Consider the following 24,957-nt stretch of genomic DNA (forward strand, 5'->3'; position numbering starts at 1 on the left):
CCCGTCTCACCTCAAGGAGCTTCACTATGATGCAAATTAACTGCCCGTGGTGCGGACTACGCAATGCCACGGAATTCAAACAACACGGCGAAAAACCGCCACGTCCAGATGTCGCCACCACCACGATGGAACAGTGGCACGACTACCTCTACTTCCGCAGCAACCACTGGGGCGTTGTGAAAGAAATGTGGTTCCACTCGGCAGGCTGCCGACAATTCTTCACCCTGCACCGCGACACCTTTGCCAATAAAGCCATCCGTTCCGAAGGAGACCCTCGATGACATCCTCTGAACACAACAACCAGCCGCAGCGCCTGCCAACCCAGCCCAACGAGGTGATTGATCGTTCCAAGCGCGTCACCTTCACCTGGAACGGCAAGTCCTACACCGGCTATGAGGGTGACTCAGTGGTTTCGGCACTCGCGGCCGCCGGAGAACGCGTCTTCTCGCGCAGTATGAAACTGCACAGCCCCCGCGGTGTGCTCACCGGTTCACTGCACGATCCGGGCACAATCATGCAGATCGATGACGAACCCAACGTGCGTGGGGCACACCGTCGCATTGAAAACGGCATGAACGCCGGCTCCCAGAACACCTGGCCTTCGCTGAAATACGATATTCGTTCAATCAACCAGCTGGGCAGTCGGTTTTTGGGTCCGGGTTTCTACTACAAGACCTTCATGAAACCCGATTTCCTGCGCCCGCTATATCAGAAGGTTCTGCGCGGCTTCGTCCACGGCGGTGTCGTCGCCGACGAACGGCCAGCAGAAACCTATGAAAAACGCTACGCACACACCGATGTATTAGTCGCCGGTGGTGGACCCGCCGGGATGTCAGCCGCCCTGGCAGCTGCCGAAACCGGTGCTTCGGTCATGCTCGTGGAAGAAGACCACGAACTGGGCGGCCACTTGCGTTGGGCCGACGGCGATCTGGCACGCCAGCTGCGCTCCCAGGTCGAATCGACCACCAATATTCGGGTGCTCACCAACTCAACGGTTGCAGCTCGCTATGACGATAACTGGATGGCCGTTGTCCAGCGTTCACCGAAACCCGGCATGCATGAGCGCATCATCAAGACGAGGGCTCGCAGCCTGGTGGTGGCCGCCGGTCTCATCGAACGCCCCTACGTATTTGAGGGTAACGATCTGCCCGGCGTCATGCTCTCCACCGCGGTCCGCCGTTTGATAAACCTGCACTCGGTTCGTCCGGGTCAGCGTGCGGTCGTGCTGACCGCCAACCCCGAAGGCGACGCCGTAGTTGCTGATCTCCGAGCAGCCGGTGTGGATGTTGCAGCGGTTGTTGATGCTCGCGCCGGTGAAACCGTAGTGAAAGCCCGCGGTCGCGGACAACTCCAGTCCGTACAACTGTCCACCGGTCAGCGCGTGGATGCTGATCTGCTGGTCACCGCGGTGGGTTGGACCGCTCCAACCTCGCTGCTGAACATGTCCGGGGATAAGCCGTACTACGAACCACGGTCTGCACGCTTCTTGCCAGGTGGCACCGAAGAAGGCGTATACGCGGCCGGTGGTATTGCCGGTGACGGCACCGCCCAAGAACTGATCGATCACGCGGCATCCGTTGGGGCACGCGCCGCAGCACATGCGCTGACCGAACGCGGTCAAAAGATCGCCTCGGCTCCAACCGTAGCGGGTGACCAGGATGGCCTGGCGCAAGCCCAGCTGCCGGACATCACCCCGCTGCATCTTCCCGAGCACCCCGAAGTGTATCGCTCTTCAACCCACGGGTATGTGGACTTCTCCGAAGACATCACCTCGGCAGATCTCGTCTCAGCCGTTGAGGAAGGCTATGACTCAGCAGAGCTGGTCAAGCGTTTCACCACGGTCACCATGGGGCCGCTACAGGGCAAGATCGAGCTGATGAACTTCATCGCGATCATTGCCGAAGCCACCGGAAAAACGATCGCTGAAACCGGCACGACCACGTGGCGTCCGATGTACGCACCGGTCACGCTGGGTGCCCTGGCCGGTCGCAACTATGATCCGGTCCGGTACTCCTCGATCCAGCCGTGGCATGATGCTCACGGTGCCACTCCGATGGTCGCCGGTGCTTGGATTCGTCCAGAACACTACGGTGACCCCGAAGCAGAGGTCCGCAGGGTCCGCGAACAGGTCGGCATTATCGATGTCAGCCCGCTGGGCAAGATCGATCTGCGCGGCCCGGATGTCCCGAAGCTGCTCAACCTGCTCTACACCAATAAGTGGTCCAAACTGGATATCGGCAAGGTCCGCTACGGTGCCATGATGTCCGAAGACGGCGTGGTCATGGACGACGGCGTCACCGCTCACCTGGGCGAGGACCACTACCTGCTCACCACCACCTCCGGTGGCGCGGGTCGTGTCTGGGACTGGATTGAAGAATGGTTGCAGGCCTACCGCCCAGAATGGCAGGTCCATGCAACACCGGTAACCACCGCGTACACCAGTATCAATATCGCCGGACCGCATTCCCGTACCCTGCTGTCACGGTTGACCGATGTCGACCTGTCAGCCGATGCATTCAAGTTCATGCAGGTGCGCACCGGCACGGTCGCTGGCGTTGCCGACTCCATTCTGTGGCGCATTGGGTTCACCGGGGAACTCTCCTATGAAATCCACGTCCCGGCCGCCTATGGTCTGCACGTGTGGGAAGCCCTGTTAGAAGCCGGCAAGGATCTGGGTGTTGGACCATTCGGCATCGAAGCTCAGCGCGTGCTGCGTCTGGAAAGCGGTCACCTCATTGTTGGCCAAGATACCGACGGCCTCACCCAGGCCTATAGCGCCGGGTTGGACTGGGCGATCAAACTGGATAAAGACGACTTCGTTGGCAAACCGGAACTGTTGTGGCAACAACAGAAACAAGCCGGTGCCCGACTGGTGCCACTGCAGCCGCTGGATCCGACCGTTGTGCCGACCGAGGCAAGTCAGATCATTCGAGACAACGGCAAGATTGCCGGACGAATCACCTCGAGTCGCCACTCCCCAACCCTGAACCGGTCGATCTGTTTGGCACAAGTCGATATCTCACTGTCTGAACCGGGAACCATCGTCAATGTGCGGCTTCCGGATGGTTCCACCATCCAGGCCAAAGTCACGTCGCAAATGTCTGCGGTTGATGCCGAAGGTACCCGGCTGGACAATGACACTGTGCCGCAGCCGATGGGTAGATTTGCCGAACCGGTTGCACGCGGTCCGGTTGCCTTAGGCGCAGCGACGACTCGGATTGGTGATTGGGAAGTCAGCGCCCAGCCATCGACGGCAGCACTGACGCTCGAGGATCAGTCGGCACTGGCCAAGATTGAGGTCCGCAGTCAGGCCAATGGTGCGGTTGCCCAGAAACTACAAACCCACTTCGGTCGCACCTATCAGGCTGAAGGCGGCACGTTAGTCATTGGTTCCGGTCCGGGCCAGTGGCACGTGATTTCCGAGGTCGATTCCCAAGCCAGCGCGCTGGCTGACCTACAACAACTTGGTGACGACAGCGACGAGCTGACCACGGCCGTGGATCTTACCCACGGACGAGCCATGTTCCGGCTCACCGGTGACGAGTCGGCTGAAGTGCTCAATAAGCTGTGCTCGTTGGAATTCGCCGACGATATGGTGCCCAATGGGGCAGCACTGCGCAGTTCGGTAGCCGGTGTGGTCACCGATATTGCCCGCAATGATCTCTCGGGGCAGCGTAGTTACGTGCTGCACTGCGAGCGGTCATCGGGTCAGTACCTGTGGAACACACTGCTCGATGCCGGTAATGAATACCGCATCGAACCAGTAGGGTTCAGCGCAGGCTAATCAAGAACCACCAAAAAGTGGCCGGTCCCGAAATGGGGCCGGCCACTTTACTGTGCTATTGAAGACAACGTGAGTTATTCTTCGACGTCGGTGACCGCAAAGTCGGCGTCACGGCGCGAGTCCTGAGCACCGATGACACTGCCGTCCTCATAGTTGATTTCGAGTGCTTGGACCGAACCGAACACCGCATCGGCACGAGTCGTGACCTGGGCTTCCCATCCGCGGTCATCGATCAGGTCGGAAACTTCTGCGCTGGGCTCTTGTTCCATGGCCAGCACACCATCCTGCAGGCTATGGCGCGGTGCATCGATAGCTTCTTGCAGGGGTGCATCATGCAGTGCCCACGGGACCATGACGGAGGTCAGGATATTTGGAATCTGGTGACCACCCGGAGTACCAATACCCATCACAACGCGTCCCTGATCGTCCAGGACCATCGAGGGTGCAGACCAACTGACGGATTTCCGCCCGGCCTCAGGCTGGTTGGAAGGGGTATCGATCGCGTCGAATCGTGACAGCTGGTCGTTGAGGAAAAACCCGCCCACGTACTCAGATTCATTGCCACCCCAGAAGCTGGTCAGGGTGTTGGTCATCGAGACGGTGAGCCCGGATTCATCGACCACGGTCACGTGTGTGGTGTTGCCCGCTTCGATTTCTGGGCGTTCACCCTCCTCGGTCATTGGTCGCTGTGCCGAGGCAGGTTCAGCCGAATTCGCATTGGCTTCAGCGTCGGTGAGTTGATCGGTTGGCACATCGACGAAGTCAGGATCCCCGAAATGATCGCTCACGCTCTGATTCGCGGTTTGCCACGCCTGGGACGTTTGGTCGATGTAGTCGGCCGATCCGGGTGCCGAGTCACCGGCTCCTAAGGATTCGGCTATTTGGAGTTGCTGGACGACGGCAGCGCCTGGCAGTGGTGGTGCGGCCGAGACGAATTCATAGTCGCCGAATGGGCCGCTGACCGGTGGGGCTTCTTTGGTTTCATAGTTGGCCAGGGTTTCAGCGTCGAGGCCATCGACCTCGGAGAGTTCATCGGCGATCGAACCGGTATAGAAGGCTTCGGCACCCTCATCGGCGATCGTTCGTAGCGTCTCGGCGAGCTCTTCCTGGACCAGAGTGTCACCAGCGTCCAGTGGCTGCCCCCAGCTGTGAAAGTGACTAAGCCCGGAGATCGAAGCCGGTCCCCAGTCGCTTTCAAACCGCTGCGCTAACAGTTCGGTGACTTCAAAACCCTCCTCGGCCAATTCGATAGACGGCGCCAAAAGTTCGGACCATTCCATGCTGCCGTGTTCTTCGTGCAGGGTGGCCATGCCATCAACCATGCCGGGCACGCCGGTACCGGAGTCTGGGATCTCACCGTTTTCAGCCACGACCTCACGGTAGTCATAGCCCACCGGTTCCATGCTTGGACTGGCCAGCAGGGTGGAACCACCTCCACCAATACCCGAGGCATAGGGTTCGACCACGCTGATCGCAAAGGACGTGGCGATCGCGGCATCCACGGCGTTGCCACCATCTTCCAGAATCTGCATCCCGGCCTCAACCGCTTCCGGATGGGCTGCGGCCACACCTTGCTGGTTCAATTCAGCAGCGGCTTCGGCCTCCTCATCCTGGTCTGTGGGTTCTTCAGAGGGTGTTTCCGCAGGCGTTGACTCACTCGGGGTTGGCGGGGGGATCGGGTCCTGTTCTTCCGTTTCGTCAGCACAACCGGCTACGGCAAGCAGTGCCGCCACCGACGTCATGGACATGAGCGCACGAAAACGAGACCGCGTTTTCGGTAGGTGCCTCGACATAGACGGGTTCCTTCCGATCAGAGCATAACTTGGGCCACAGTAACACGACTGCATCAGCCCTATTTTATTCGTATCGGCGTGTTTGGCCTGGTCAAGCCAAAACATATCGCGTGTCCAGTTAGCATGAAACTAAAGCCCCTAGACTTCCAATCCTGATGCCCTCCACACGAAACCAGAACCCGCATATGCCTCAAGCTCCGGTCTCCAATACCAAAGATCGCAGCGCCGGTAAGTCACACAGGCTCCATGGCCTGGACGCAGCCCGGGCGCTTGCCATCATTGGGATGCTGGCCGTTAATGTGGGCCCCCGCAAAGAAGACGGCGAAACCCAACTGGCCGTACTCATCTACGATCTGCCCCACGGCCGAGCATCACTGTTGTTCATGATCCTAGCGGGCATCGGGATGTCGCTGATGACCAAGCGCTCGCGCACAACAGGTGCCCCATTGCCGTGGCAGACCATCGTCTGGCGGGCGACACTGTTGATCTTGAGCGGTGCAGCACTCCAAATGCTCGATCACGATATCAGCGTGATTCTGACCTACTACGGAGTGCTGTTTTTCTGTGGCCTGCCGCTGCTGCGAGCCCCCACCTGGTTGGTAACGGCGCTGGCGCTTGTGAGTCTGGCAGCTGGACCGGTGGTCTGGCTGTATCTGCAGCAGCAGACCGCAACGACGTTTGATTTTATGGCCCCGGCATTGACCGATCCGCTGTGGACCATGGTGCACGCGACCTTGCTGACCGGCGCTTATCCGTTGGCAGTGTGGTTCGCACCGTTTCTGCTCGGCCTCGTTTTGGGGCGGCTGGCTCTTTCGGAGACAGCAGTGCAACATCGGCTCATCGGCTGGGGTGCTGTAGCAACGACGGTCCCGATGCTGGCCTGGTTATACCTGGTCATGAACTTCGGTTTCCCAGACTCGGAATACGGTTGGGACCGCCTGATGTCAGCTGAACCGCATTCCCAAATGCCCCTGTGGATGATCTCGGGTTGCGGCAGCGCGGTGCTGGTGATCGGTATGTTCCTACGGGGTGAAAAAGTCGTTGTGCATCGGCTGGGCTGGTTGGTTTCAGCCGGACGCCTGGCCCTGACGATTTATGTGGCACACCTGTTCATGCTTGCGTGGCTGGTGCGGCCTGGTCCACACAACGTGGTCGAAGGGTATCTCACCATCGCGATCATGTCGGTGTTCTTTATTGCCGCAGCACATCTGTGGTGGCGACACCTGGGTATTGGCCCACTGGAACGGCTGCTCCGCTGGCCACCACGCCTTACTCGCTAGCGTACGATCCACAGGTCAATAATGACGGCCTCGGGTTCGCGCCGTCCTGAACCAATCAGCACGGTGGATTCCAACCACTGCCACGAAGTCTCAGCGGTATCGGCAACCTCAAACCGTGGGGCGCAGCGGAAATAGATGCGCTGGGCCGGAACCTTGTCGCCCCGAGCAATGGCAGCAATATCTTCGGCGGCACCGGTCCGATAGGCCATATTAGTGACAAACACGCGTGCGCCATCGTCGAATTCCATCACGTAACGTGCATCAAGATCAGATTCCGTTTCACTTCGGATAACTTGAAAATCCGCACCGGCATTCAGGATCCTGCCCGATACCTTTGGCCCGGTGACCGTACCCCCGGTTATTGGAATGACCCGGCGTTGGCCGGCATGAGTATGCCCAACTTCCACCGGTGCGGCCACTTCAATATGCAGTGTGCCGAAGTATTCGAGATCTGGCGCCTGGGGTGTGGTGTTGTCCGATGCAGTAGTCATGTTGATTACCTTACTCGGATGAGTCCCACCTACAGCGCCTGGGACTCAACCTCGAGGTTGAATCTTCGGGTTTTCCATAATCAAAGTGTCCGGGTTCCTCGGTGTTGCTTTGTCGTACGGGACCATACTGTTAAAGCATGACTTCAACAACAGCTCCCCCAGCGGCTCACACAGCCCAACGCCCACCATTACGGTTGGGCCTGACACTGCTTCATCTGGCCGTGATGGGTTCATTTGGCTGGGTAATCATCGGACTGCTTGGCGGTGCGATCGGCGCCGGCGTCGGATTTCTATTCGTGCTTGGTCTTGGTCTCATTATCCTGCTGGGCGTGCTCTACACACTGTTCGGGCTTGCCTGGTTCGAAATCGAACGCATTGCCAGTCTCTACAAACTGCCGGCCCACTCGTTGACGTGGCGGCCACGAATCCAACAGACATTCGGCGGCTACCTCAAATCGTTGGGCAGCAACCTCGCCAATGGTCGTATGTGGGCGGCGCTTGGGAACTTCCTGCTCGCATCCATCATGGGTGCCGTGACCCTGGCCGCTTTTCAGGCCATGCTGCACTTCGCGGCCGGTGTGTTCACTCCGGCATCGAATGCGGACTTCGTGGTTGCTGCACCCTTCAACATGGAAATCGAGGCCTCCCAGGTTGCCTGGCTCGTGGCGCTGGCCCTACTATGTGCTGGCGTGGTGGTGGGCATGGTGTTCCTCCACCGCGCCATTTCGGTGGCAATCATCGGCGCAACCGCCAGAGAGTCTGATCTGACCGAACGGGTACGGACCACCACGGTGCAGCGCGAAGGCGCCATGCGTGCCGCTGCCGTAGAACGAACCCGCATCGAACGCGATCTGCACGACGGCGTCCAACCCCGTTTAGTCTCAGTCGGCATGACCTTGGGCATCGCCAAGCAACAGATCGACGACAACCCCGAACAGGCTAAAGAACTCGTGGATGAAGCCCACACCTCCACCAAAGCAGCGATTACCGAGCTACGTCAGTTGACCCGCGGCATCTACGCCTCGGTACTCGATGATCGAGGTTTGGATGCTGCACTGTCGGCGGTGGCCGGGCGATCCCACATTCCGGTCAACCTGGATGTACGCCTCCCCCACCGGTACGACCGGGATGCAGAAGCCGCCGTCTACTTTGCGATCGCCGAGGGCCTGACCAATGCGGCCAAGCACTCGCGAGCATCCGAAGCCCGGGTGAGCGTCCGGCTGCGTGAAGACAACAACGGCAGACCATACCTGTGGGCTCGAGTCGAAGACAACGGCACCGGTGGCGCCAAAGTACTGCCCGGTGGTGGACTCGACGGCATAACCAACAGGGTGGTTGCCGCAGGTGGCACCATCACCATCGACAGTCCTGCCGGTGGTCCAACAGCCCTGGAGGTGAACGTGCCATGCGCATCCTAATCTGTGAAGACTCCGTGCTGTTACGCGAAGGCTTGGTCCGGCTCCTGGAGCATTCAGGACACCAGGTGTCTGCCGCATTACCCGATACGACCGATCTGATCTCCACGTTGCAAACCGATATGCCAGATCTTGCGATCCTGGATGTTCGGTTGCCACCCACCTACACGGACGAAGGCATTCGGGCAGCACTGCAGATTCGGCACACCTACCCCGACCTGCCATTGTTGGTGCTGTCCCAGTACGTTGAGGAACGCTACGCATCCGAGCTGATTTCCGCGCACAGTCCGGCACTGGGCTACCTGTTGAAAGACCGGGTGGCGGATGTCGCTGACTTTGTGGAATCGCTACAACAGATCCAAGCCGGCGGCACCATTTTGGATCCGGAAGTGGTGGCACAGCTCTTGAGCAGAAATCATCACGACGACCGCATGCAACGGCTCACCGCCCGCGAGCGCACCGTGCTGGCAGCGGTGGCCGAAGGGAAATCGAATCAGGCCATTGCGGCCCTGCTGCACCTGTCAGCGGCCAGCGTGGAGAAACACATCACCGCGATCTTCCAAAAACTCGAACTTGAAGCCGATGGCACCGGGAACCGCCGCGTGCTTGCTGCCCTGGCACACATAGAAAATCAGGGGCCACAGTCCGGCCCGCAGTCCAGACAGGAACAGCCATGAGTATCCACGACACCTCTCAGACCTCGGGCAACGCCCCATTGCATACGCCCCAACCCCCACGCTCCCCGGCTACCAGACCGATCATGATCCTCATCGCCATCATCGGCGGGCTCACCCTCCTGGTGGTCGCCGCGACCGCGGTGTTCTCCTCTACCATAAACTTCAATCGAGGATCAGCTAACCTAACGGCCGATACGACCGGCATCACCGGCGTCAATATTGAGGCCAACGCTTCGGAATTCAACCTGGCATTTGGTGATGTCACCGAAGCAACACTGCGCACCGACGGCGTGAATGCGGAAAACTGGCAGTTGCGCCGCGAAGGCGACGAGCTGTTAGTCACCGCCCCGGATCAGTGGTTCAACTGGTGCTTCTTCAACTGCAACTTCGAAGAAAACCGTGTCACCCTGACCCTTCCGGAAGAACTCAATGACGGCAGCCTCAACGCCGATATGGATTTGTCAGCCGGGCGGCTCATTGCCGACGGCAACTTTGATCATCTCGAAGTAGAACTGGGCGCCGGGGAAGCCACCGTCAATGGCTCGGCTAACGCGCTGGATGCCCAGCTGAGTGCCGGCAGCGCCAACCTCAATCTGGCCGACGTCCAGACCGCCGAGTTTGAGGTGTCAGCCGGACGGTTGACCACCGAACTCACCGGCAGCGCACCGGACACTGTCAACACCGAGGTCAGCGCGGGGCAGTTCGATCTGACCCTGCCGGATACCCAATACGCGGTCACCTCAGAGATCAGCGCCGGCGACCTAGACAATCAACTGCAAACCAGCTCGGACTCGAACCATAAGGTTTTCGTGGAGCTGTCAGCAGGCGGCGCGACCCTGCGTCCAGGAGAACCCGCCACACAGCAGTAACAGCACGGCCTATAGAACAACTGAATAGGCTCAATCATTGAGCGTCCTAGGGCAGAACCTGCAAAACATAATCGCTTGCTAGGTTCTGCCCTAGATGGTTATCCCCCCGGCTGCGAAATAACCTTTCGCACAAAGCCCGGACACAAAAACAGCGAACCGCTCTCAGGCGCTCTCACGCGGGGTTAAACCAGCTAATGCCAGATCTAGTACCCGGTCGCTCCACGCTTTCTCCAACGGCCCGGACTGGAACAGTAAGCGGAAATAAATCGGGGCGTAGATTAAATCGGCGACGCCGACGGGGTCCAGTTCCGCCCAAATATCCCCTTCTTCTTGGGCACGCCGGATTATCGAGACAGCCGCATCACGCCGGTTATGCCAAAAACGTTCTTTGAACTCATCCATTGCGCCGGGGTCGTGCTGACACTCAGCGATCAGTTGCGAAACAAGTCGCCCCTCATGGGTCGCATAGGTCTCTACTAGCGCCCCCATATGTTCGCGCAATGCTTCGATTCCTGGCAAATCCTCGCGTATGGGAGTACGCGCAATATGGCTGGCTACGAAACTATCAATGACGACCGCAACCTTACTGGGCCACCACCGATAGATCGTGGTCTTACTGACACCGGCCACTCGAGCTATTCGCTCAATCGACAGTTTCTGCACCGACACCCCCTCCCCGCTCTCTGGGTCGAGGAGCTCCATCGTTGCATCAAGAACCGCTTTATGACTTGCTTCACTACGTACTGCCATGGAGCCAATCCTACACTCATTCGATACGATACGGTCACCTTTAGTGCCCTACGACCAAATGCTCCGCAAAAAAACTTTGATGAATGTGATGCGCAACACGCCTGGGTGAGGTATATTCGATACGACACGGCCCGTATCGCTACGTTTTCATCTATCCCTAATTTCATGCAAGGTTCAAAATGACTACCAAATCTCTTAACGGACACACGTTGTCGGATGCCATAGATGCCGGTGGCCTCAACTGGCGCCACTGGCTCTTTTTCGGCCTCCTCTTCTTCCTCTTCGTTACCGATGGCATGGACGCCACGATCGTCAGCCATATCTTCCCTTCACTTATTGCTGAGTGGGGTGTCTCGATCGGCGGGGGAATTTCCCTCGTGGTCACCGGCGGCTTCATCTTCATGGGCATCGGGGCTCTGATTTCTGGACGTCTATCAGACCTCTTAGGACGGAAGGTGGTGTTGATTGCTGCCGGTCTACTCTTTGCTATTGGCACTGGTCTTGGTGGCACCTCGCCAGACTTCAATATGTTCATGACCTGGCGCTTCCTCGCGTGCCTTGGCATCGGCGCAGTCCTGCCCACCGGCGTTGCATTGCTATCAGACCTCATTCCCGGCAAACAGCGTGTCGCCATGGTTGCCGCCTCATATGCTGGACTTGGCATCGGCACTTCCCTTGGTGCGGTCCTGGCCGGATTTGTGCTCCCCACCCTTGGGTGGCAAACGCTCATGTACCTGGGCGGCATCCTTCCTCTTGTGTTCATTGCGCTTATTTGGCTCATCATCCCTGAATCCCCAATATTCTTGGCCCACAAAGGACATCACGGCCGTGCGCGCCATGCGATACTGCGAATCAACCCACGCTTTAATGTGGAAAGCATCGACCTGGCGAGTGCGGAAATCTCAAGTCACTCCACCCGCGGACTGAAACAGCTTCTCACGGTTAGCTTCCGCCGAACCACCATCGCCCTGTGGGTTTTTGCGTTCTTTTCTTTGGGAACCCAGATGGTCATTGTGCAGTACTTGCCGCTGCTCTTACAACAGCCCTCCCCGGGCATGGATACCGCCCAGAGCAGCACTATCTTTGCGCTCTATGGCTTTGCCAGCGTTTTGAGCATGCTCTTGCTGGGCTCGGTTCTGGTCAAGCTGCCGATGTACCGTACAGTCGCAGTAGCGATAACTCTCGCGGCCTTTACCGCAGTCTTGGTGAGCGTCACTTCGGATGCCGGCTTCGGCACCTTGCTCATCACCTTGACAGCGGCCGGATTCTTTATCCCTGCGGCCGTGGGCCCGACACGCAATGTGCTCACGGTTGGCGCCTATCCAGCTGACCTCAAGGGCACCGGCCTAGGGGTCATGGAGCTTTATGCCCGACTCGGATCGGCAGGCCTCGGCGCCGCTGGAGGAGTCGTCGCTGGCGCAGGAATTGGTCTTGGTGGCTTCTTCCTTGTCCTCCTCGTTCCCTTGGGTATTCTTGGCGGCTCACTTGGCGTACTCAAACGCTCGCAACAGCGCAAAACAAAACAAGCACACGCTCAAGAGAAGCCCCTCGTGAATTCTCTGACCTAGATAAACCTGCCCCTATGCGGATGCTGCACACCACTGTGCAGCCAATGCACTATCAACCCCACTTCTCCCTAAAAGTTCGAAGAACTTGGTGTGATGAGTATCACCGCATGCACGAATTTCGAAAGGAAGACTACGATGACTCAAAACGTTGAAAACCAGACCAAAGCTGTCCCACCCGGCGTCACCGAAGAAGGCCTAGAAAAGGCCCTGGACGCCTTCGTTGAAGCGTTGGGCGCAGAGAAGGTCGCCTCCGACGACGAGACACTCAAGACTTACCGCGACCCGTACCAAATCTCCACTTGGACCACCAACCTTGCTGCTGCTGTCGTCAAGCCCACCAGCACCGAAGAGGTCCAAGAGATCGTCCGCCTGGCAAATGAACACCGCATCCCGCTGTGGCCGATTGGTCGTGGAAAAAACAATGGTTACGGCGGGCCGGCTCCACAAGTCAACGGATCGATCATTGTGTCGTTTGAAAACATGAACCGAGTGCTGGAGATCAACGAAGAGCTGGGTTACGCCATGGTGGAACCCGGCGTCAGCTGGATCGACCTGTATGAGGCAATCGAAGCCGGTGGCCACGATTTGGCTGCTTCCATCGTTGACGTTGGCTGGGGTGGCGTTGTTTCAAACACCCTGGACCATGGGCTGACCTATATGCCCTACTCAATCGACCAGGCGTCACACTGTGGCATGGAAGTTGTTCTCCCAGACGGCGACCTCATTCGCACAGGCATGGGCGCGATGGAAGGCAATAAGACCTGGCCGCTGTATAAGCGCGGTTTAGGCCCGACGTCGACTGAGCTCTTCATGCAATCGAACAACGGCATCGTCACAAAAATGGGCTACTGGCTCATGCCAAAACCCGAGGTCTATATGCCTCTGTGGCTGCGTTCATGGAACGAAGATGACGTAGGCCCCATTGTGAATGCACTGCGTGAACTCATGCTTGATGGCACCATCGATATGCGCCCACAGTTCTCCAACACGCTCATTATGGCCTCCATGATGACCTCCCGAAAAGACTGGTGGGATGGCGACGGCCCAGTGCCAGAACACATCATCGACAAAATCGCCAAAGAATTGAACCTTGGCCGCTGGATGATGCGTTTTGCTCTGTATGGCGATGAAGCAGTAGTGGATCACCGCTACGCGAAGCTCAAGAAACGTTTCGAATCGATTTCCGGCGTTGAAGTCACCGGCAAGAAATACGAAAAATCCGAGTGGAAGAACTTACAGAACCCTCACGAACAGATCCAAATCGGGATCCCGAACCTCGACCTTTACAAGATGGCCTCGTGGTACGGCGGAGACGAAGGCGGTCACGTTGACTTCTCGCCGGTTATTCCACTCACCACAACTGACACCCTGGCCGCCCAGTCTCTCATGAAAGAGATGGTACAAGAAGCCGGTTTGGACCTCATGGCCGGACTGCTTCCCATCAACGCACGGTCGACCACTTTCATCAATGTGCTTGCTTTCGACACCAAGGACGAAGATCAAACCCGTCGAGCGTACGAAGTCGCCAAGAAGATGGTGGCCATCGCCGGCAAAAAAGGCTACGGCGAATACCGTGCGCACCTCTCATTCATGGACCTCGCTGCGGACCAGTTTGGATTCAACAACCACTCGCAACGACGCTTCAACGAAACCATTAAAGACGCCCTTGACCCCAATGGCATCCTCGCTCCAGGAAAGTCAGGTATTTGGCCGGCCCGCCTACGCAACGGCAATAACGCCTAGTCTCGTAGCACTCAGCGCCAAAGCGCTTCCGGGTTACGAGAGCCAGTCATAAATTCGACCTCAGATGCCCTACCTCTTGCTTGAGGTAGGGCATCTGCACTACCACCATCACTTGTGACTATCATCACCATACATTAGAATCGGTACGAACCGTACCGGATGGAAGGTAGTTTGTTTGATGTCGACGCTCCTGAATACTTCGGCAGTCCATCCATTAGGCCGGGTGGATTATTGGACCGGTGGGATTGCAGAGCATTTCTTCGAAACACGCTTCAGCCCCCTGGGTCCAAGACCGTTCGAGGGCTGGATGAAGGGCTCGCAAGTCGGACCGGTTACCATTCGAGCTATCAACGGTAGTCCGCACCGGATTGAACGGGAGCCCACGGAAATCTCGCAGTCTGATCCTGAGCACATCTTGTTGTATCTGGCTCGGCAGGGTAATTTCCGGATCGGCCAAGACGACAGACGATGCGTCCTCGCAGCTGGCGACATGGGAATCCAGGACACTTCTAGACCTTCGATTGTCGAATCTCCGGGGAACTTATCCTTATTTGTGCTGAGCTTTCCCAAGCAGCTTTTGGGCCCGCGCGCAGATCATATCTCGCAGCAAACCGCCCAACGCCTCAGCGCGCAAAAATCCCCTTTCGTCCAGCTCGCTGCTCCTTTTGTGGCACGGCTTGCGAGCGCCGCTGACCGAGGTGACTTGTTGAGTCATGAGAGCGAAGGTGCCTTCGAAATGCTTCTCACGATCCTCCAGACAGTCCATGGCGATGCAGATGGCACCACCTTGGCACGTCACTCGCAACGCAAGACCATGCTGTCGCAGCTACGCGCTTATGCGTTGGAGCATTTACATGAGCCTGATCTGGGTCCTGAACGCCTGGCGCAAGCCCACTATATTTCTGTACGCTACGTGCATCGCCTTTTTGCAGCGTCCGGGACCGGTGTTGCTGAATGGATTCGGACCCAACGTCTCGAAAAGGTCATGAAGGCTTTACAGGATCCGGCGCTTGCGACCACACCTATTGCGGCCGTTGCGATCAGCTGCGGCTTTACTGACCCGTCAAGTTTCAGCCGAAGTTTTCGTCAACACTTCGGCAAGACCCCCAGTACGGTTCGAAAAGAGTATATGGAACGCAGCCTCAATCGGGTTGCCTAATCTGTTGTCCCGAAATGCTCACAGGCAATGAGCTCTCCACAGCCGGCACAAAACACAAAAGCTCGTAGTCACTTCAGTGAAGTGACTACGAGCTTTTGTGTTTGCGGTTGGTGCCGTTGGCCGCAATGGCCCTAGCGATTATGCAGGTCGGGCTCCGTTGGTACCAGAGTCGACAATGTATTCGCTGCCGGAGACCATGCGGCTTTCATCAGACGCCAAGAACAGAGCGCAATAGGCAATATCTACGGGCTGGATCGCCCCGGGCAGCAAGTTGATGCGCTGACTAAAGTAGTCTTTGATCTCTTGAGGCATACCGCTCGTACCCGGACTTTCAACAAACCCGGGTGTCACAGCATTGACCCGAATGCCGTATTGTGCCCCTTCGGCAGCTAACTGTCGGGTTAACCCAAGGACTCCTGCTTTAGCGGCCGCATGAGCAGCAAAGCCCATGGGCGCCACACCCATACTGGCATTGCCAGAGGAAGCATTAAGAACGCTACCTCCGGTTTTCATGAGCTGGGGCCATGCAGCCGATGTCACGGTAAAGAGGATCTCCAACTCATTGACCATGGTGAAACGCCACTGGTCGAGAGTCATTTCGTGAAACGGCGCGATGGCCGGAGCCGAGGCATTATTGTAGAGCACATCGATTCCACCCAGAGTCTCAATGGAAGTCTCTACCCAGGTTTTGGCGGCCTGTGGGTCAGCAAGGTCGACATCGTGTCCTTCGGCATGAAAACCTTGTTCGCTCAATTCAGCTGCGGTTGCAGCGGCCGCTCCTGGAGTGACGTCACAGCCGATGACGTGGGCACCATGCGTACAAAAGAGTCGCTGGGCTGCAGCTCCTTGGCCGCCGCCCGTGCCGGTGATGAGTATCCGTTTGCCTTCTAAACGTCGTCCCATGGTTTCCTGTGAAAAATGCGTTGTTGTTTCAATCATGCTGTCCTCTTTCATCCACCGCTCTAGAGCATAAGTTCCAGTCGTTTTTTACTTCTTGCACCGTTGCCGTCGGAAGCAAGCGCTATGCGCGTTGGGGTTTGATAGTGCGTCCGAAACCTCGATATAAAGCAACGGTGGCTTCTCCGATGCGCACCGTGACGTCCACAATGACCCGACGATCGGTCTCATATGTCACGTTGGCATCTGCGACCAAGAGGTCTCCTACCCGGGCGGGAGCCAGGTAGCTAATCGAGCTTTCCGAGGTGACCGTTCCCGCGTTGACCGCATTGGCGGCAATCGCAAAGACGGTATCTGCTAGGGAAAATACTAGGCCGCCGTGACAAATTTGGTGCCCGTTGGCCATCTCTTCAGTGACCAACATCGTAGCGACCCCAGATCCGGATGTTTCGTTCACCACGTTGATCCCCAGCAAGGACAAGCTCTGGTCTGCTCGAAGCATTTGTTGTACTGCACTCATGTTCAGATCCTCTCGATAACCATGGCCATACCTTGGCCGCCACCAACACACAGGGTTGCAAGCCCCATGCTGCGGTCTTGAACCGTCAAACCGTTGAGAAGCGTGCCCAACAAACGAATGCCGGTTGCACCGAAGGGGTGGCCTAACGCGATGGCACCTCCGTGTGGGTTCACTTTGGAGGGGTCGGCACCGAGTTGATCGACAACTGGTACGACCTGCGCAGCGAAGGCTTCGTTGAGTTCGACAATGTCGATGTCATTGATGGTCAAACCCAGTCGTGCCAGGAGTTTGTTGGTCGCTTCCACGGGGCCGAGCCCCATGATCTCGGGTGATAGCGCACTGGCCGCTGACCCTAGAATCCGCGCAAGCGGCGTGATACCGAGCTCTTGAGCCCGCGCAGCACGCATGATGACCATGGCTGACGCGCCATCATTGAGTGGACTCGCATTGCCAGCGGTTACGGTCCCGTTGGGATGAAATGCTGGGTTGAGTCCCGCCAACCCCTCTGCTGTTGTCGTGGGGCGTGGCCCGTCGTCCTTGTCGACTACAGTCCCATCACAGCTCGTATGCGCCGCAATCTCCGAAGCAAAATAGTTAGCCTCCAGGGCGGTGGTGGCGCGCATCTGCGATTCGAGCGCCCAATCGTCTTGGGCATGCCGCGTGGTCCCGGTGGTTCGAGCGACGAACTCGGCTGTCTTACCCATGCTGATATAAACATTCGGGATCCCACCGGTTCTCCTGGGATCGGTCCAATCCGCTCCGGCCTCAAAGGCTTTATCGGCGCGATCTGCGGCGTCAAGAAACGCCGGATGGGGTTGGACATCGAGGGGACGTTGAGTCGAAACTGACTCCACTCCCCCAATGAGAATTGCTTGAGCGTCGCCTGCTTTGATAGCCTGCGAGGCCATCGCCGCTGCCTGCAAAGAGGAAGCACAAAATCGATTCACCGTGGTAGCAGGCAACTTATCGTATCCTGCCAACACCGCCACTCGCCGTGCAATATTGTCCCCTTGGAATCCTTCGGGGACCGCACAGCCAAGATAGAAATCGTCCAGTTCTGCGGGCTGCAAGGATGGTAGAGAGGCCAGCGCGGCAGAAACCGCCGTGAGGGATAAATCTTCTGGCCGTTCCTGTGCCAGCGAGCCTTTGAATGCGCGACCGATAGGTGTGCGTTTGACAGCGACAATGACAGCGTCGTCAGGTTTGAGTTTCATTCGAAATATGTCCTAGCGGTTATTTCTTCTCGGAGGACGCCTTGGCTTTTGCCAGACGATCGGCGATGCTCATCAGCAATGGCGAACCGGCCGCTGCGACAAACGCCTTATCCACGGGTCGCTTTATTCTGTTGACAATCGGTTCGGGTGTTCCGGTTAATTCGGCTTCCCGTCCCATTTCGGGGTTCAACGAACACCGAACCGGGATATTCGTCATCAAGCGGCGGATGCACGAGTTGTTATGGTCACACCAGGTGATCGCATCCGTGCGGTTCTGTAGCACTTTATTTGGGAAATCCGGATCGGCGAGCATCTGGCGACCAAGCATGATGGCATCGGCGTGGCCTTCTTCGATTGCCCGAGCGGCCTGTTCCGGCTCATAGGTGTTGCTGAGCAGTAAGGGTGTATCGGGTAGTGCCTCTCGGAAGATCTGCGGCTCGCTGTGGGCCAGCATCGGGCCGGAGGTTTGTGGCAGGTTCTGGTCCATAGACTCGTAGTTCCCGTCGGTCAGTGCGATATACCCCAGACCCTCGTTCGCAATGTGAGCCGCAACTTCGGCGAATCCTTGCGGGCCCTGGCCATCCGGTAGATGGTCATTGACGCTCATGCGCAGGCCAACAGGATAATCTGGTCCGACTTCGGCGCGAATAGCCCGTACTGTATCGGTGAGGATACGCGCTCGGTTTTCTGCTGAGCCGCCGTATTCATCGTCTCGCCAGTTCGTCCGTGGGGACAGGAACGAGGAATACAGGTAACGCATGTGTGCGCCGATTTCGATACCGTCAAATCCGGCTTTTTTCGCTCGGAGCACCGAGGCCACGGTTTCTTCTTGAACTTCAAGAATTTCTGCTTTGGTAATTTCTTGAGGCACCGGCATTGTTCGGCCACCCGGAATGAACAGTCCGTTTGGTAACCGTGGTGCAGCCATACGCACTGGTTTCGGGCTTGCAGCTCGGGTTGGTCGACCTTCTGCTGGCACGCCCATGGCACCAAAACTTGGGAAGATCTGCGCAAAAATCGGTGTCCCGTGCGCATGAACGGCTTCAACCATCCGCTTCAGCTCGGGGATGTAGCGGTCGTGGTCAAAGCGCATCGAGGGACTAAACGGCGCCTCATCGTTGCCCCGCACGGTCGCGGATCCACCGCCGATAATCAGCAGTCCTGCCCCGCCTTGAGCCCTACGTGTAAGAAACGCGATGGACTGCTCACTTGGATGGCCGTCTTTGGTGGGTCGCAGCACGGCCATCGGGCTGAGCACGAATCGGTTTTTGATGGTCAAGCCGTCGATATTCCACGAGCTACCAAGCACTTGGGTGACGGTATTGGTTGTTTGAGACATTTGAAGCTCCTCATGTAGTCTCCGAAGGATGGCGACACAACTCAGCTATGATTCGGATCGTGTTGTGGAGTTGGCCGTTCCAGTTTTCGTCTTGTCGTGTTGAGGGGGCTATATTGTTAGACTGCCGCGCGCGTGCGTTGTTCGAGGTAGTTCCGGGCGAATGCAGCGTACTGGGCAAAGAGCTCGGCATCATCAATCGCACCGAGATCTACGACGTCGCTGGCCGCTTCGCCCTGCAATAAGCGTTTCACCGGTACCTCGAGTTTCTTGCCGGTCTTGGTATGCGGAATGGCGCGCATTTCAATGATGTCATCGGGCAAGTACCTGGGTGAGAGGTGTTTGCGAATTGCAGTTACAATGTCGGCGCGAGTCTGTTCTGCATCGAAACCGGCGGCCGGTTGAATGAACAGCGGCATGTAGTAATCCTCAGCGTTAATCTCCGCGCCGATCACCATGGCTTCGGCCACTTGTGGAATCGCCTCGACCACTGCATAAATCTCAGCGGAACCGAGTCGCAATCCATGACGATTCAATGTCGAGTCTGATCGCCCGTGGATCAGAATCCCCGAGTCATTGAACTCGATAAAGTCTCCGTGGCGCCAGACTCCCGGATACATCGTGAAATAGCTATCCCGGTATCGACTACCGTCTGCATCGCCCCAGAAAAACAGTGGCATGGACGGCATCGGGTCAGTTACGACCAGCTCACCTTTTCCGGTGGTCGGCTTTCCGGCGTTGTCCCAGGACTCAACTCGCACTCCCAGAGCAGGGACTTGAATATGTCCCGCGTAAACCGGTTCAGTAACCACGCCACCCACGAAGATGGAGCCGATGTCGGTTCCACCACTCATGGAAGACAGCCACACGTCCCCGACATTGGCGTAGACCCAACGGTAGCCGTCCAACGACAGTGGCGAGCCGGTTACCTGGAGGCATCTCAAGTGTGACAGATCGTAACTCTCCGATGCTGCCAATCCAGTTTTCTCACACGCGTGGATCAGGCCTGCGCTGACCCCAAGGGCAGTGGTCTTAGTGGCTGCGGCGACTTCCCAGACCCGGCTGTGCGATGGGTAGGTGGGGTTGCCATCGACCAAGACGGCGGTCGCTCCGACACCCAGTGCACTGACCAAAGCGTTCCACAATACCCAACTCGTCGAAGCGACATTCAGGTATCGATCGCCAGGGCGCAGCTCGGTGTGGAACATGAGCATTTTCAGTTCCTCAAGTAACGCCCCGCCGTGGCTATGGACAATCCCTTTCGGCTTGCCTGTGGTGCCTGAAGAAAACAGCACCCACAGTGGTGAACTGAACTCCACATCAGTAAATTCCAGTGGGGCGTCCTGGAGGATAATCTCCTCCCAACGCGCGGCTGGCACTCCAAGAGCAGGTTCAGTGATGACAGTATCTCCGGCCACCCATACCACGTGTTCGATCGAGGATACTTCGTCAAGCACCGCCTGTAGCGTCGCGGTGTTATCGCGGTCCTTGCCACCCAGGGTGTGGCCCGGTGAGGTGATGAGGACCTTCGGCTCTAACTGCGTAAAGCGCGAAGCGATCGCACCGGGACCAAATTCGGGTGAACAAATTGACCACACCGCACCGAGGGACGCGGTTGCTAAAAACGCAGTCACCGCTTCGGCGATATTTGGCAAGACAGCGGCGACTCGGTCGCCCTGTTCCACACCCAAGTCCCGAAGGTGCTGCGCCAGTGCGGCAACATCATGTCGCAATTGTTGCCATGAGACCTCGGTTTGTTGGCCGTCTTCTGCCACGGCCAGAAGGGCGGTACCTTCGTGACCTTCCAGTAGTTGACGGGCAAAATTCAGACGTCGACCGGGGAACCATTTGGTGTTTGGCATCGGGTCGGTCGTACGGATCGGCCGGGGCGCGGGCTCCATGTAAACGCCGGCGAACTCAGCGAAGGCCTGCCAAAAGGCTGCTGGTTCATCGACCGACCATTGCCAGAGCTCTTCATAGGCATCACCAATCTCGACGCCCTGTCCTTGCACGTACTGCCGAAACTCCGTCAGCTGCGCAGTCCGAACAGTCTCTGGATCTGCCCGCCACATCATTTCTCCGAATTCGGCTTGCTGGTCGATAATCATGACACTGCTGCTTTTCCATAGGCTTTGCGCTGGGCGGCGATGTCTTCGGCGGATTGCGGTGGGGTTCCGATCAGCACGAACAACATCCGCGCAGTCTTGTCAGTCCGATTTGACCAGGCGTGGCTGGTCGCACGTTGCACGACGACATCACCAGCGGTGAGAGTGGTTTCACCCTCATCAACTAACAACGTGATCTCGCCTTCGAGGACCACCGCATAATCTAATGAGTCGGTCCGGTGAAACCAGAAATGATCACTATTATTGTGCTCGTTGCCGGCTTGGGCTTCTTCCTGCCCATCGAGTTCCGTGAAAATCAACGACTCGGCGTCGTCTGGGTATACCGCATCCGGTGGGAAATCTGCGATACGCAGGATCGTTTCACCTTCGGCGGGGAATGAGGGGATCTCACTGTCGGCGGTGGCTAGATCTTCGTCGGAGACGTGGTCGATGCCCTTCGCCTGGGTCCACCACGGTACGGTCGCTCCGAAACCGGGGATATTTGGTGATTCGAAACTATTTGGCGCCGCTCCGTCATAGAGGATGATGGCTTTGCCTTCATCATCATGTCCGGTGACGACGCGTCGTACAGCTGCTCTTGCCATGCTTAATTCTCCTCGTTTTCAAATGGGTATGGGCGTGGTTCTGGCCACCACGGTGGGACTTCTTTGGTTGCCGCAATCTGGTTACGTAGGGTTCCGACACCTTCGAGTTCTAGCTCGACGACGTCACCGGGCTCAACGAAGCGACCAATTTCGACGCCGCCGCCGAAGCCCATGGTTCCGGAACCGATGAGATCTCCGGGTTGTAGACCGTTGAAGATCGAGATGTAGGCGACCAGTTCTTCCGGTGTGTAGACGAAGTTTTCAACGCGGGTGTCCGAACGGACTTCTCCGTTTACACGAACCTGGCCCTTGAGTCCTTCAATGGAGTCGATCTCATCCATCGTGGTGATCCAGGGGCCGATACCGTAGGCGAAGTCCTTACTGTGTTGGGCCCCCATTCCAATGGGGCCTTCCAACGCTTGTACGTCTCGCAGGCTCCAGTCGTTGAAGATCGTGATCCCAAAGATGTGGTCCATGGCGTCATCTGGTGTCAGATTACGACCAGGTTTGCCCATGATGTATCCGATTTCTAACTCGTAGTCGAGTTTCTCGGAGATATTTGGGTACGGAATGACTTGGTCATGACCAAACACGGTGGACGTCGTGCCCTTGAAGTAGCCGGGGCGCTCGTAGACGGCACGAACCGGCTTAGTTTTCGCAACGTTTTTGAAATAGTTTTCAATGTGCGTTCCAAAGGTCAGGCCGTCTCGAATTACTGGCGGATCGATGGCGGCGCGCCACTGTACGTCAGCAATCGCAGTCGACGCGTCATCGGCGGCTGCCAACGCGTCATGGGCGATATCCAAAAACGCGTCGCCAATGGCGATCGCATTGGACAGGCTGGCAGGAAAGATACTCAGGGCAAGCTCGCGGGCTCGTTCCGGGGTGGCACCGCGGCGCTGCAGCGTCAACGCATACGCTCGGGCAAGGTCGATGACTCGGTCATGTTCTGGTTCGACAGCTACGGTGCGTAGCTGTTCTCCGTCCGGGGTGGACACGGCAATTCTTCCAAGCTTCATAAGACGACTCCTTAGGGTCTACTTTTTCTGTTTGGTTAGTGGGTTTTGGGATCAAGAAGCGTGTTTCGACCGCTTGAGCCTTCGACAGGCCCGTATCCGGGTCGTTGCACATCTCTTGGGTGATGAAATCCACCTGATTGGCGATACCCCACGATTGCAGGGGTTCGCGCGAACGTCAGGTAAAGACGCTGGCTGATTTTTGTTGAATGTCTGCCAGGGGTAGTGCCTCGATGAGGTCTTGTAGCTGCGCCTTGTCGGAGGCGGTACCGAAGATATAGCGGTCTGGTCGTACAACGGCCGCTAATGCATTCGACGCTTCGAGCACTTGAGCATTTTTTGTCGGATCCAGCAGCACAACGATGTCCCGGCTGTCTTCGATGCGAGCACGAAGTGCCTCATCCAGCTGTTCATACATCTCGGGTTGTGCAGCGAGCACAAAACGCACGTCAAGCGTGTCATCCAGTCGGATGTCATCTGTCAGGATCGGTTGAACGCTCAGTCTGCCAGCCTGCTCATCGAGTGCCCCTCGATGCAGGCCTGCACCCAACGGCGGTGAAACCGGTGCCGCAGCCATGGGGTTGGCACGGATATTAGCATCACGTCGATCCGCTGCTTCAGCATCGGTGGTCTGTAAGAAACCGGCGGCAGTGACCGCTTGTTCGACCCAAAATTTGGCGTGAGGCTTTCGTTCTGACTCGTAGGTATCCAAAATGGAGGCATCAGCTTGGCCGCGTTTGACCAAGTCCAACTTCCACGCCAGGTTGGCAATATCGCGTAGACCGGCGCACAATCCTTGACCGAAGCACGGTGGGGCCAGGTGTGCGGCGTCGCCGGCGAGGAAGACATTGCCTTGGCGCCAGGACTTCGCGATCCGACCACGGAACATATAAATTGCTTGGCGCTCTGGGTCGAATTTTGAAGCCGGCAGAACGCCATAACTAATGCGTTCGATGGCCTCAGGCGTGATGATTTCGTCTGGATGATCATCGTCCATCACCATGAACTCCATCCGCACGCGAGTTTCAGGGAGTCGAATCCACATGGCCGGGCGCGTGTGATGCAGCAAGAAAATCATGTCGTCTTCGTAACCGGGACTGTCGTGCAGGTGGCCATCGACCACGACCCAGCGGGCATCTTCACCATACTTGTCGGCACCGATCTCGAGTGAGCGGCGCACAAATGACTTGGCGCCGTCGGCACCGATGAGCCAGCGTGCCGTGTACACGCCCTGCGAGCCATCGGTTTCGCGAACCGTGACTCGTACCCCTTCGTCGAGGTTTTGAAAGTGTATGACTTCCACACCACACCGCAACTCTACGTCCGCGGTTTCCTCTACGACTCCGCGCAGCAGACGTTCCACGTCGGGCTGGTGGAACGTCACGTCATTATGCCAACCTTGAGAGCCGAGCTGCCCTGTCGGCACCGACACCAGCTGTTCGCGGTCTTCGTTTTGCATATGCATGGTCATCATGGGCTTGGTGACCTTAGCGAGTTCCTCAGCAATCCCCAAGGTTTGCAGCACTCGCATGACTTCACCATCGAAGTGCACGGCCCGTGCGGTAGGCCACATTTCTGTTTCTTTTTCAAAGCCGATCGCAGTGAGGCCAAGTCGCCCCAAGAGCGCTAGGGCTCCTACTCCGACTGGGCCGCCGCCAACGACGATGACGTCTGCGTCAAATTCTTGAGACATTCCCCGACCTTCCGATTCGGTGCGTTTCGTATCGAGTGTAAT

At 57.5% G+C, this 24,957-nt stretch carries 20 protein-coding genes; 9 read left to right on the plus strand and 11 right to left on the minus strand.

Going from position 1 to position 24,957, the window contains the following annotated elements:
- Nucleotides 1–26: 26 nt before the first annotated feature.
- A complete protein-coding gene (locus tag G583_RS0102420; RefSeq protein WP_022869604.1) occupies nt 27–281 on the plus strand; it encodes a sarcosine oxidase subunit delta in 255 nt (84 codons plus the stop codon).
- Entirely contained in the window at nt 278–3,784 is a 3,507-nt protein-coding gene (locus tag G583_RS13770; protein ID WP_022869605.1) for a 2Fe-2S iron-sulfur cluster-binding protein, read from the plus strand. Before G583_RS0102420 ends, G583_RS13770 begins: the two co-directional genes overlap by 4 nt.
- Before the next feature lie 74 nt (nt 3,785–3,858).
- On the opposite strand, the gene G583_RS0102430 is transcribed toward G583_RS13770, so the two are convergent.
- Entirely contained in the window at nt 3,859–5,577 is a 1,719-nt protein-coding gene (locus G583_RS0102430; protein WP_022869606.1) for a gamma-glutamyltransferase family protein, read from the minus strand.
- Nucleotides 5,578–5,732: 155 nt separating this feature from the next.
- On the opposite strand from G583_RS0102430, the gene G583_RS13775 reads away from it, so the two are divergent.
- The gene (locus G583_RS13775) at nt 5,733–6,857 is read left to right on the plus strand and encodes a DUF418 domain-containing protein (protein WP_084677210.1); all 1,125 of its coding nucleotides are present in this window, start codon (nt 5,733–5,735) and stop codon (nt 6,855–6,857) included.
- Here G583_RS13775 and G583_RS0102440 read toward each other — a convergent pair.
- The gene (locus tag G583_RS0102440; RefSeq protein ID WP_022869608.1) at nt 6,854–7,348 is read right to left on the minus strand and encodes a DUF3237 domain-containing protein; all 495 of its coding nucleotides are present in this window, start codon (nt 7,346–7,348) and stop codon (nt 6,854–6,856) included. The genes G583_RS13775 and G583_RS0102440 overlap by 4 nt on opposite strands.
- 137 nt (nt 7,349–7,485) lie before the next feature.
- Between G583_RS0102440 and G583_RS0102445 the strand changes: the two genes are divergently transcribed.
- Genes G583_RS0102445 through G583_RS0102455 form a run of 3 tightly spaced genes read left to right on the plus strand, consistent with a single transcriptional unit; the run spans nt 7,486 to nt 10,309 of the window.
- Nucleotides 7,486–8,766, plus strand: coding sequence for a sensor histidine kinase (locus G583_RS0102445; protein WP_022869609.1), 1,281 nt, complete (start codon nt 7,486–7,488; stop codon nt 8,764–8,766).
- Nucleotides 8,754–9,440 carry a response regulator gene (locus tag G583_RS0102450; protein ID WP_022869610.1) on the plus strand — a complete coding sequence of 229 codons (687 nt, stop codon included), beginning with the start codon at nt 8,754–8,756 and terminating at the stop codon, nt 9,438–9,440. The genes G583_RS0102445 and G583_RS0102450 overlap by 13 nt, the downstream gene beginning before the upstream one ends.
- Nucleotides 9,437–10,309 carry a DUF4097 family beta strand repeat-containing protein gene (locus G583_RS0102455; protein ID WP_022869611.1) on the plus strand — a complete coding sequence of 291 codons (873 nt, stop codon included), beginning with the start codon at nt 9,437–9,439 and terminating at the stop codon, nt 10,307–10,309. The genes G583_RS0102450 and G583_RS0102455 overlap by 4 nt, the downstream gene beginning before the upstream one ends.
- A 162-nt stretch (nt 10,310–10,471) precedes the next feature.
- On the opposite strand, the gene G583_RS0102460 is transcribed toward G583_RS0102455, so the two are convergent.
- Complete coding sequence (locus G583_RS0102460) at nt 10,472–11,059, minus strand: TetR/AcrR family transcriptional regulator (RefSeq protein WP_022869612.1); 588 nt, start codon at nt 11,057–11,059, stop codon at nt 10,472–10,474.
- Nucleotides 11,060–11,238: 179 nt separating this feature from the next.
- Between G583_RS0102460 and G583_RS0102465 the strand changes: the two genes are divergently transcribed.
- From G583_RS0102465 to G583_RS0102475, 3 genes are all read left to right on the plus strand, one after another.
- Nucleotides 11,239–12,627, plus strand: a complete 1,389-nt coding sequence (locus G583_RS0102465; protein ID WP_022869613.1) for an MFS transporter — start codon at nt 11,239–11,241, stop codon at nt 12,625–12,627.
- Between the two features lie 135 nt (nt 12,628–12,762).
- Nucleotides 12,763–14,370 (plus strand): FAD-binding oxidoreductase, encoded by a 1,608-nt coding sequence (locus G583_RS0102470; RefSeq protein WP_022869614.1) that lies wholly within the window; start codon nt 12,763–12,765, stop codon nt 14,368–14,370.
- A gap of 178 nt (nt 14,371–14,548) precedes the next feature.
- Nucleotides 14,549–15,529, plus strand: coding sequence for a helix-turn-helix domain-containing protein (locus G583_RS0102475; protein WP_022869615.1), 981 nt, complete (start codon nt 14,549–14,551; stop codon nt 15,527–15,529).
- Nucleotides 15,530–15,667: 138 nt separating this feature from the next.
- Here the strand turns inward: G583_RS0102475 and G583_RS0102480 are convergent, their stop codons facing one another.
- From G583_RS0102480 to G583_RS0102515, 8 genes are all read right to left on the minus strand, one after another.
- Nucleotides 15,668–16,468, minus strand: a complete 801-nt coding sequence (locus tag G583_RS0102480) for an SDR family NAD(P)-dependent oxidoreductase (protein WP_022869616.1) — start codon at nt 16,466–16,468, stop codon at nt 15,668–15,670.
- Nucleotides 16,469–16,550: 82 nt separating this feature from the next.
- Complete coding sequence (locus tag G583_RS0102485) at nt 16,551–16,946, minus strand: hotdog fold thioesterase (RefSeq protein ID WP_022869617.1); 396 nt, start codon at nt 16,944–16,946, stop codon at nt 16,551–16,553.
- A 2-nt stretch (nt 16,947–16,948) separates the two neighbouring features.
- The gene (locus G583_RS0102490; RefSeq protein WP_022869618.1) at nt 16,949–18,160 is read right to left on the minus strand and encodes an acetyl-CoA C-acyltransferase; all 1,212 of its coding nucleotides are present in this window, start codon (nt 18,158–18,160) and stop codon (nt 16,949–16,951) included.
- A gap of 19 nt (nt 18,161–18,179) precedes the next feature.
- Nucleotides 18,180–19,499, minus strand: coding sequence for an NADH:flavin oxidoreductase (locus tag G583_RS13780; RefSeq protein WP_022869619.1), 1,320 nt, complete (start codon nt 19,497–19,499; stop codon nt 18,180–18,182).
- Between the two features lie 116 nt (nt 19,500–19,615).
- On the minus strand, nt 19,616–21,604 hold the full coding sequence (locus G583_RS0102500; protein WP_022869620.1) for an acetoacetate--CoA ligase: 1,989 nt from the start codon (nt 21,602–21,604) through the stop codon (nt 19,616–19,618).
- Complete coding sequence (locus G583_RS13785; protein WP_022869621.1) at nt 21,601–22,206, minus strand: cupin domain-containing protein; 606 nt, start codon at nt 22,204–22,206, stop codon at nt 21,601–21,603. The genes G583_RS0102500 and G583_RS13785 overlap by 4 nt, the downstream gene beginning before the upstream one ends.
- 2 nt (nt 22,207–22,208) lie before the next feature.
- The gene (locus G583_RS0102510) at nt 22,209–23,225 is read right to left on the minus strand and encodes a fumarylacetoacetate hydrolase family protein (protein ID WP_022869622.1); all 1,017 of its coding nucleotides are present in this window, start codon (nt 23,223–23,225) and stop codon (nt 22,209–22,211) included.
- A gap of 175 nt (nt 23,226–23,400) precedes the next feature.
- Complete coding sequence (locus G583_RS0102515) at nt 23,401–24,915, minus strand: bifunctional 3-(3-hydroxy-phenyl)propionate/3-hydroxycinnamic acid hydroxylase (RefSeq protein WP_022869623.1); 1,515 nt, start codon at nt 24,913–24,915, stop codon at nt 23,401–23,403.
- Nucleotides 24,916–24,957: the final 42 nt, after the last annotated feature.

Source organism: Yaniella halotolerans DSM 15476 (genome assembly GCF_000420805.1).
Taxonomy (GTDB): Bacteria; Actinomycetota; Actinomycetes; order Actinomycetales; family Micrococcaceae; genus Yaniella; species Yaniella halotolerans.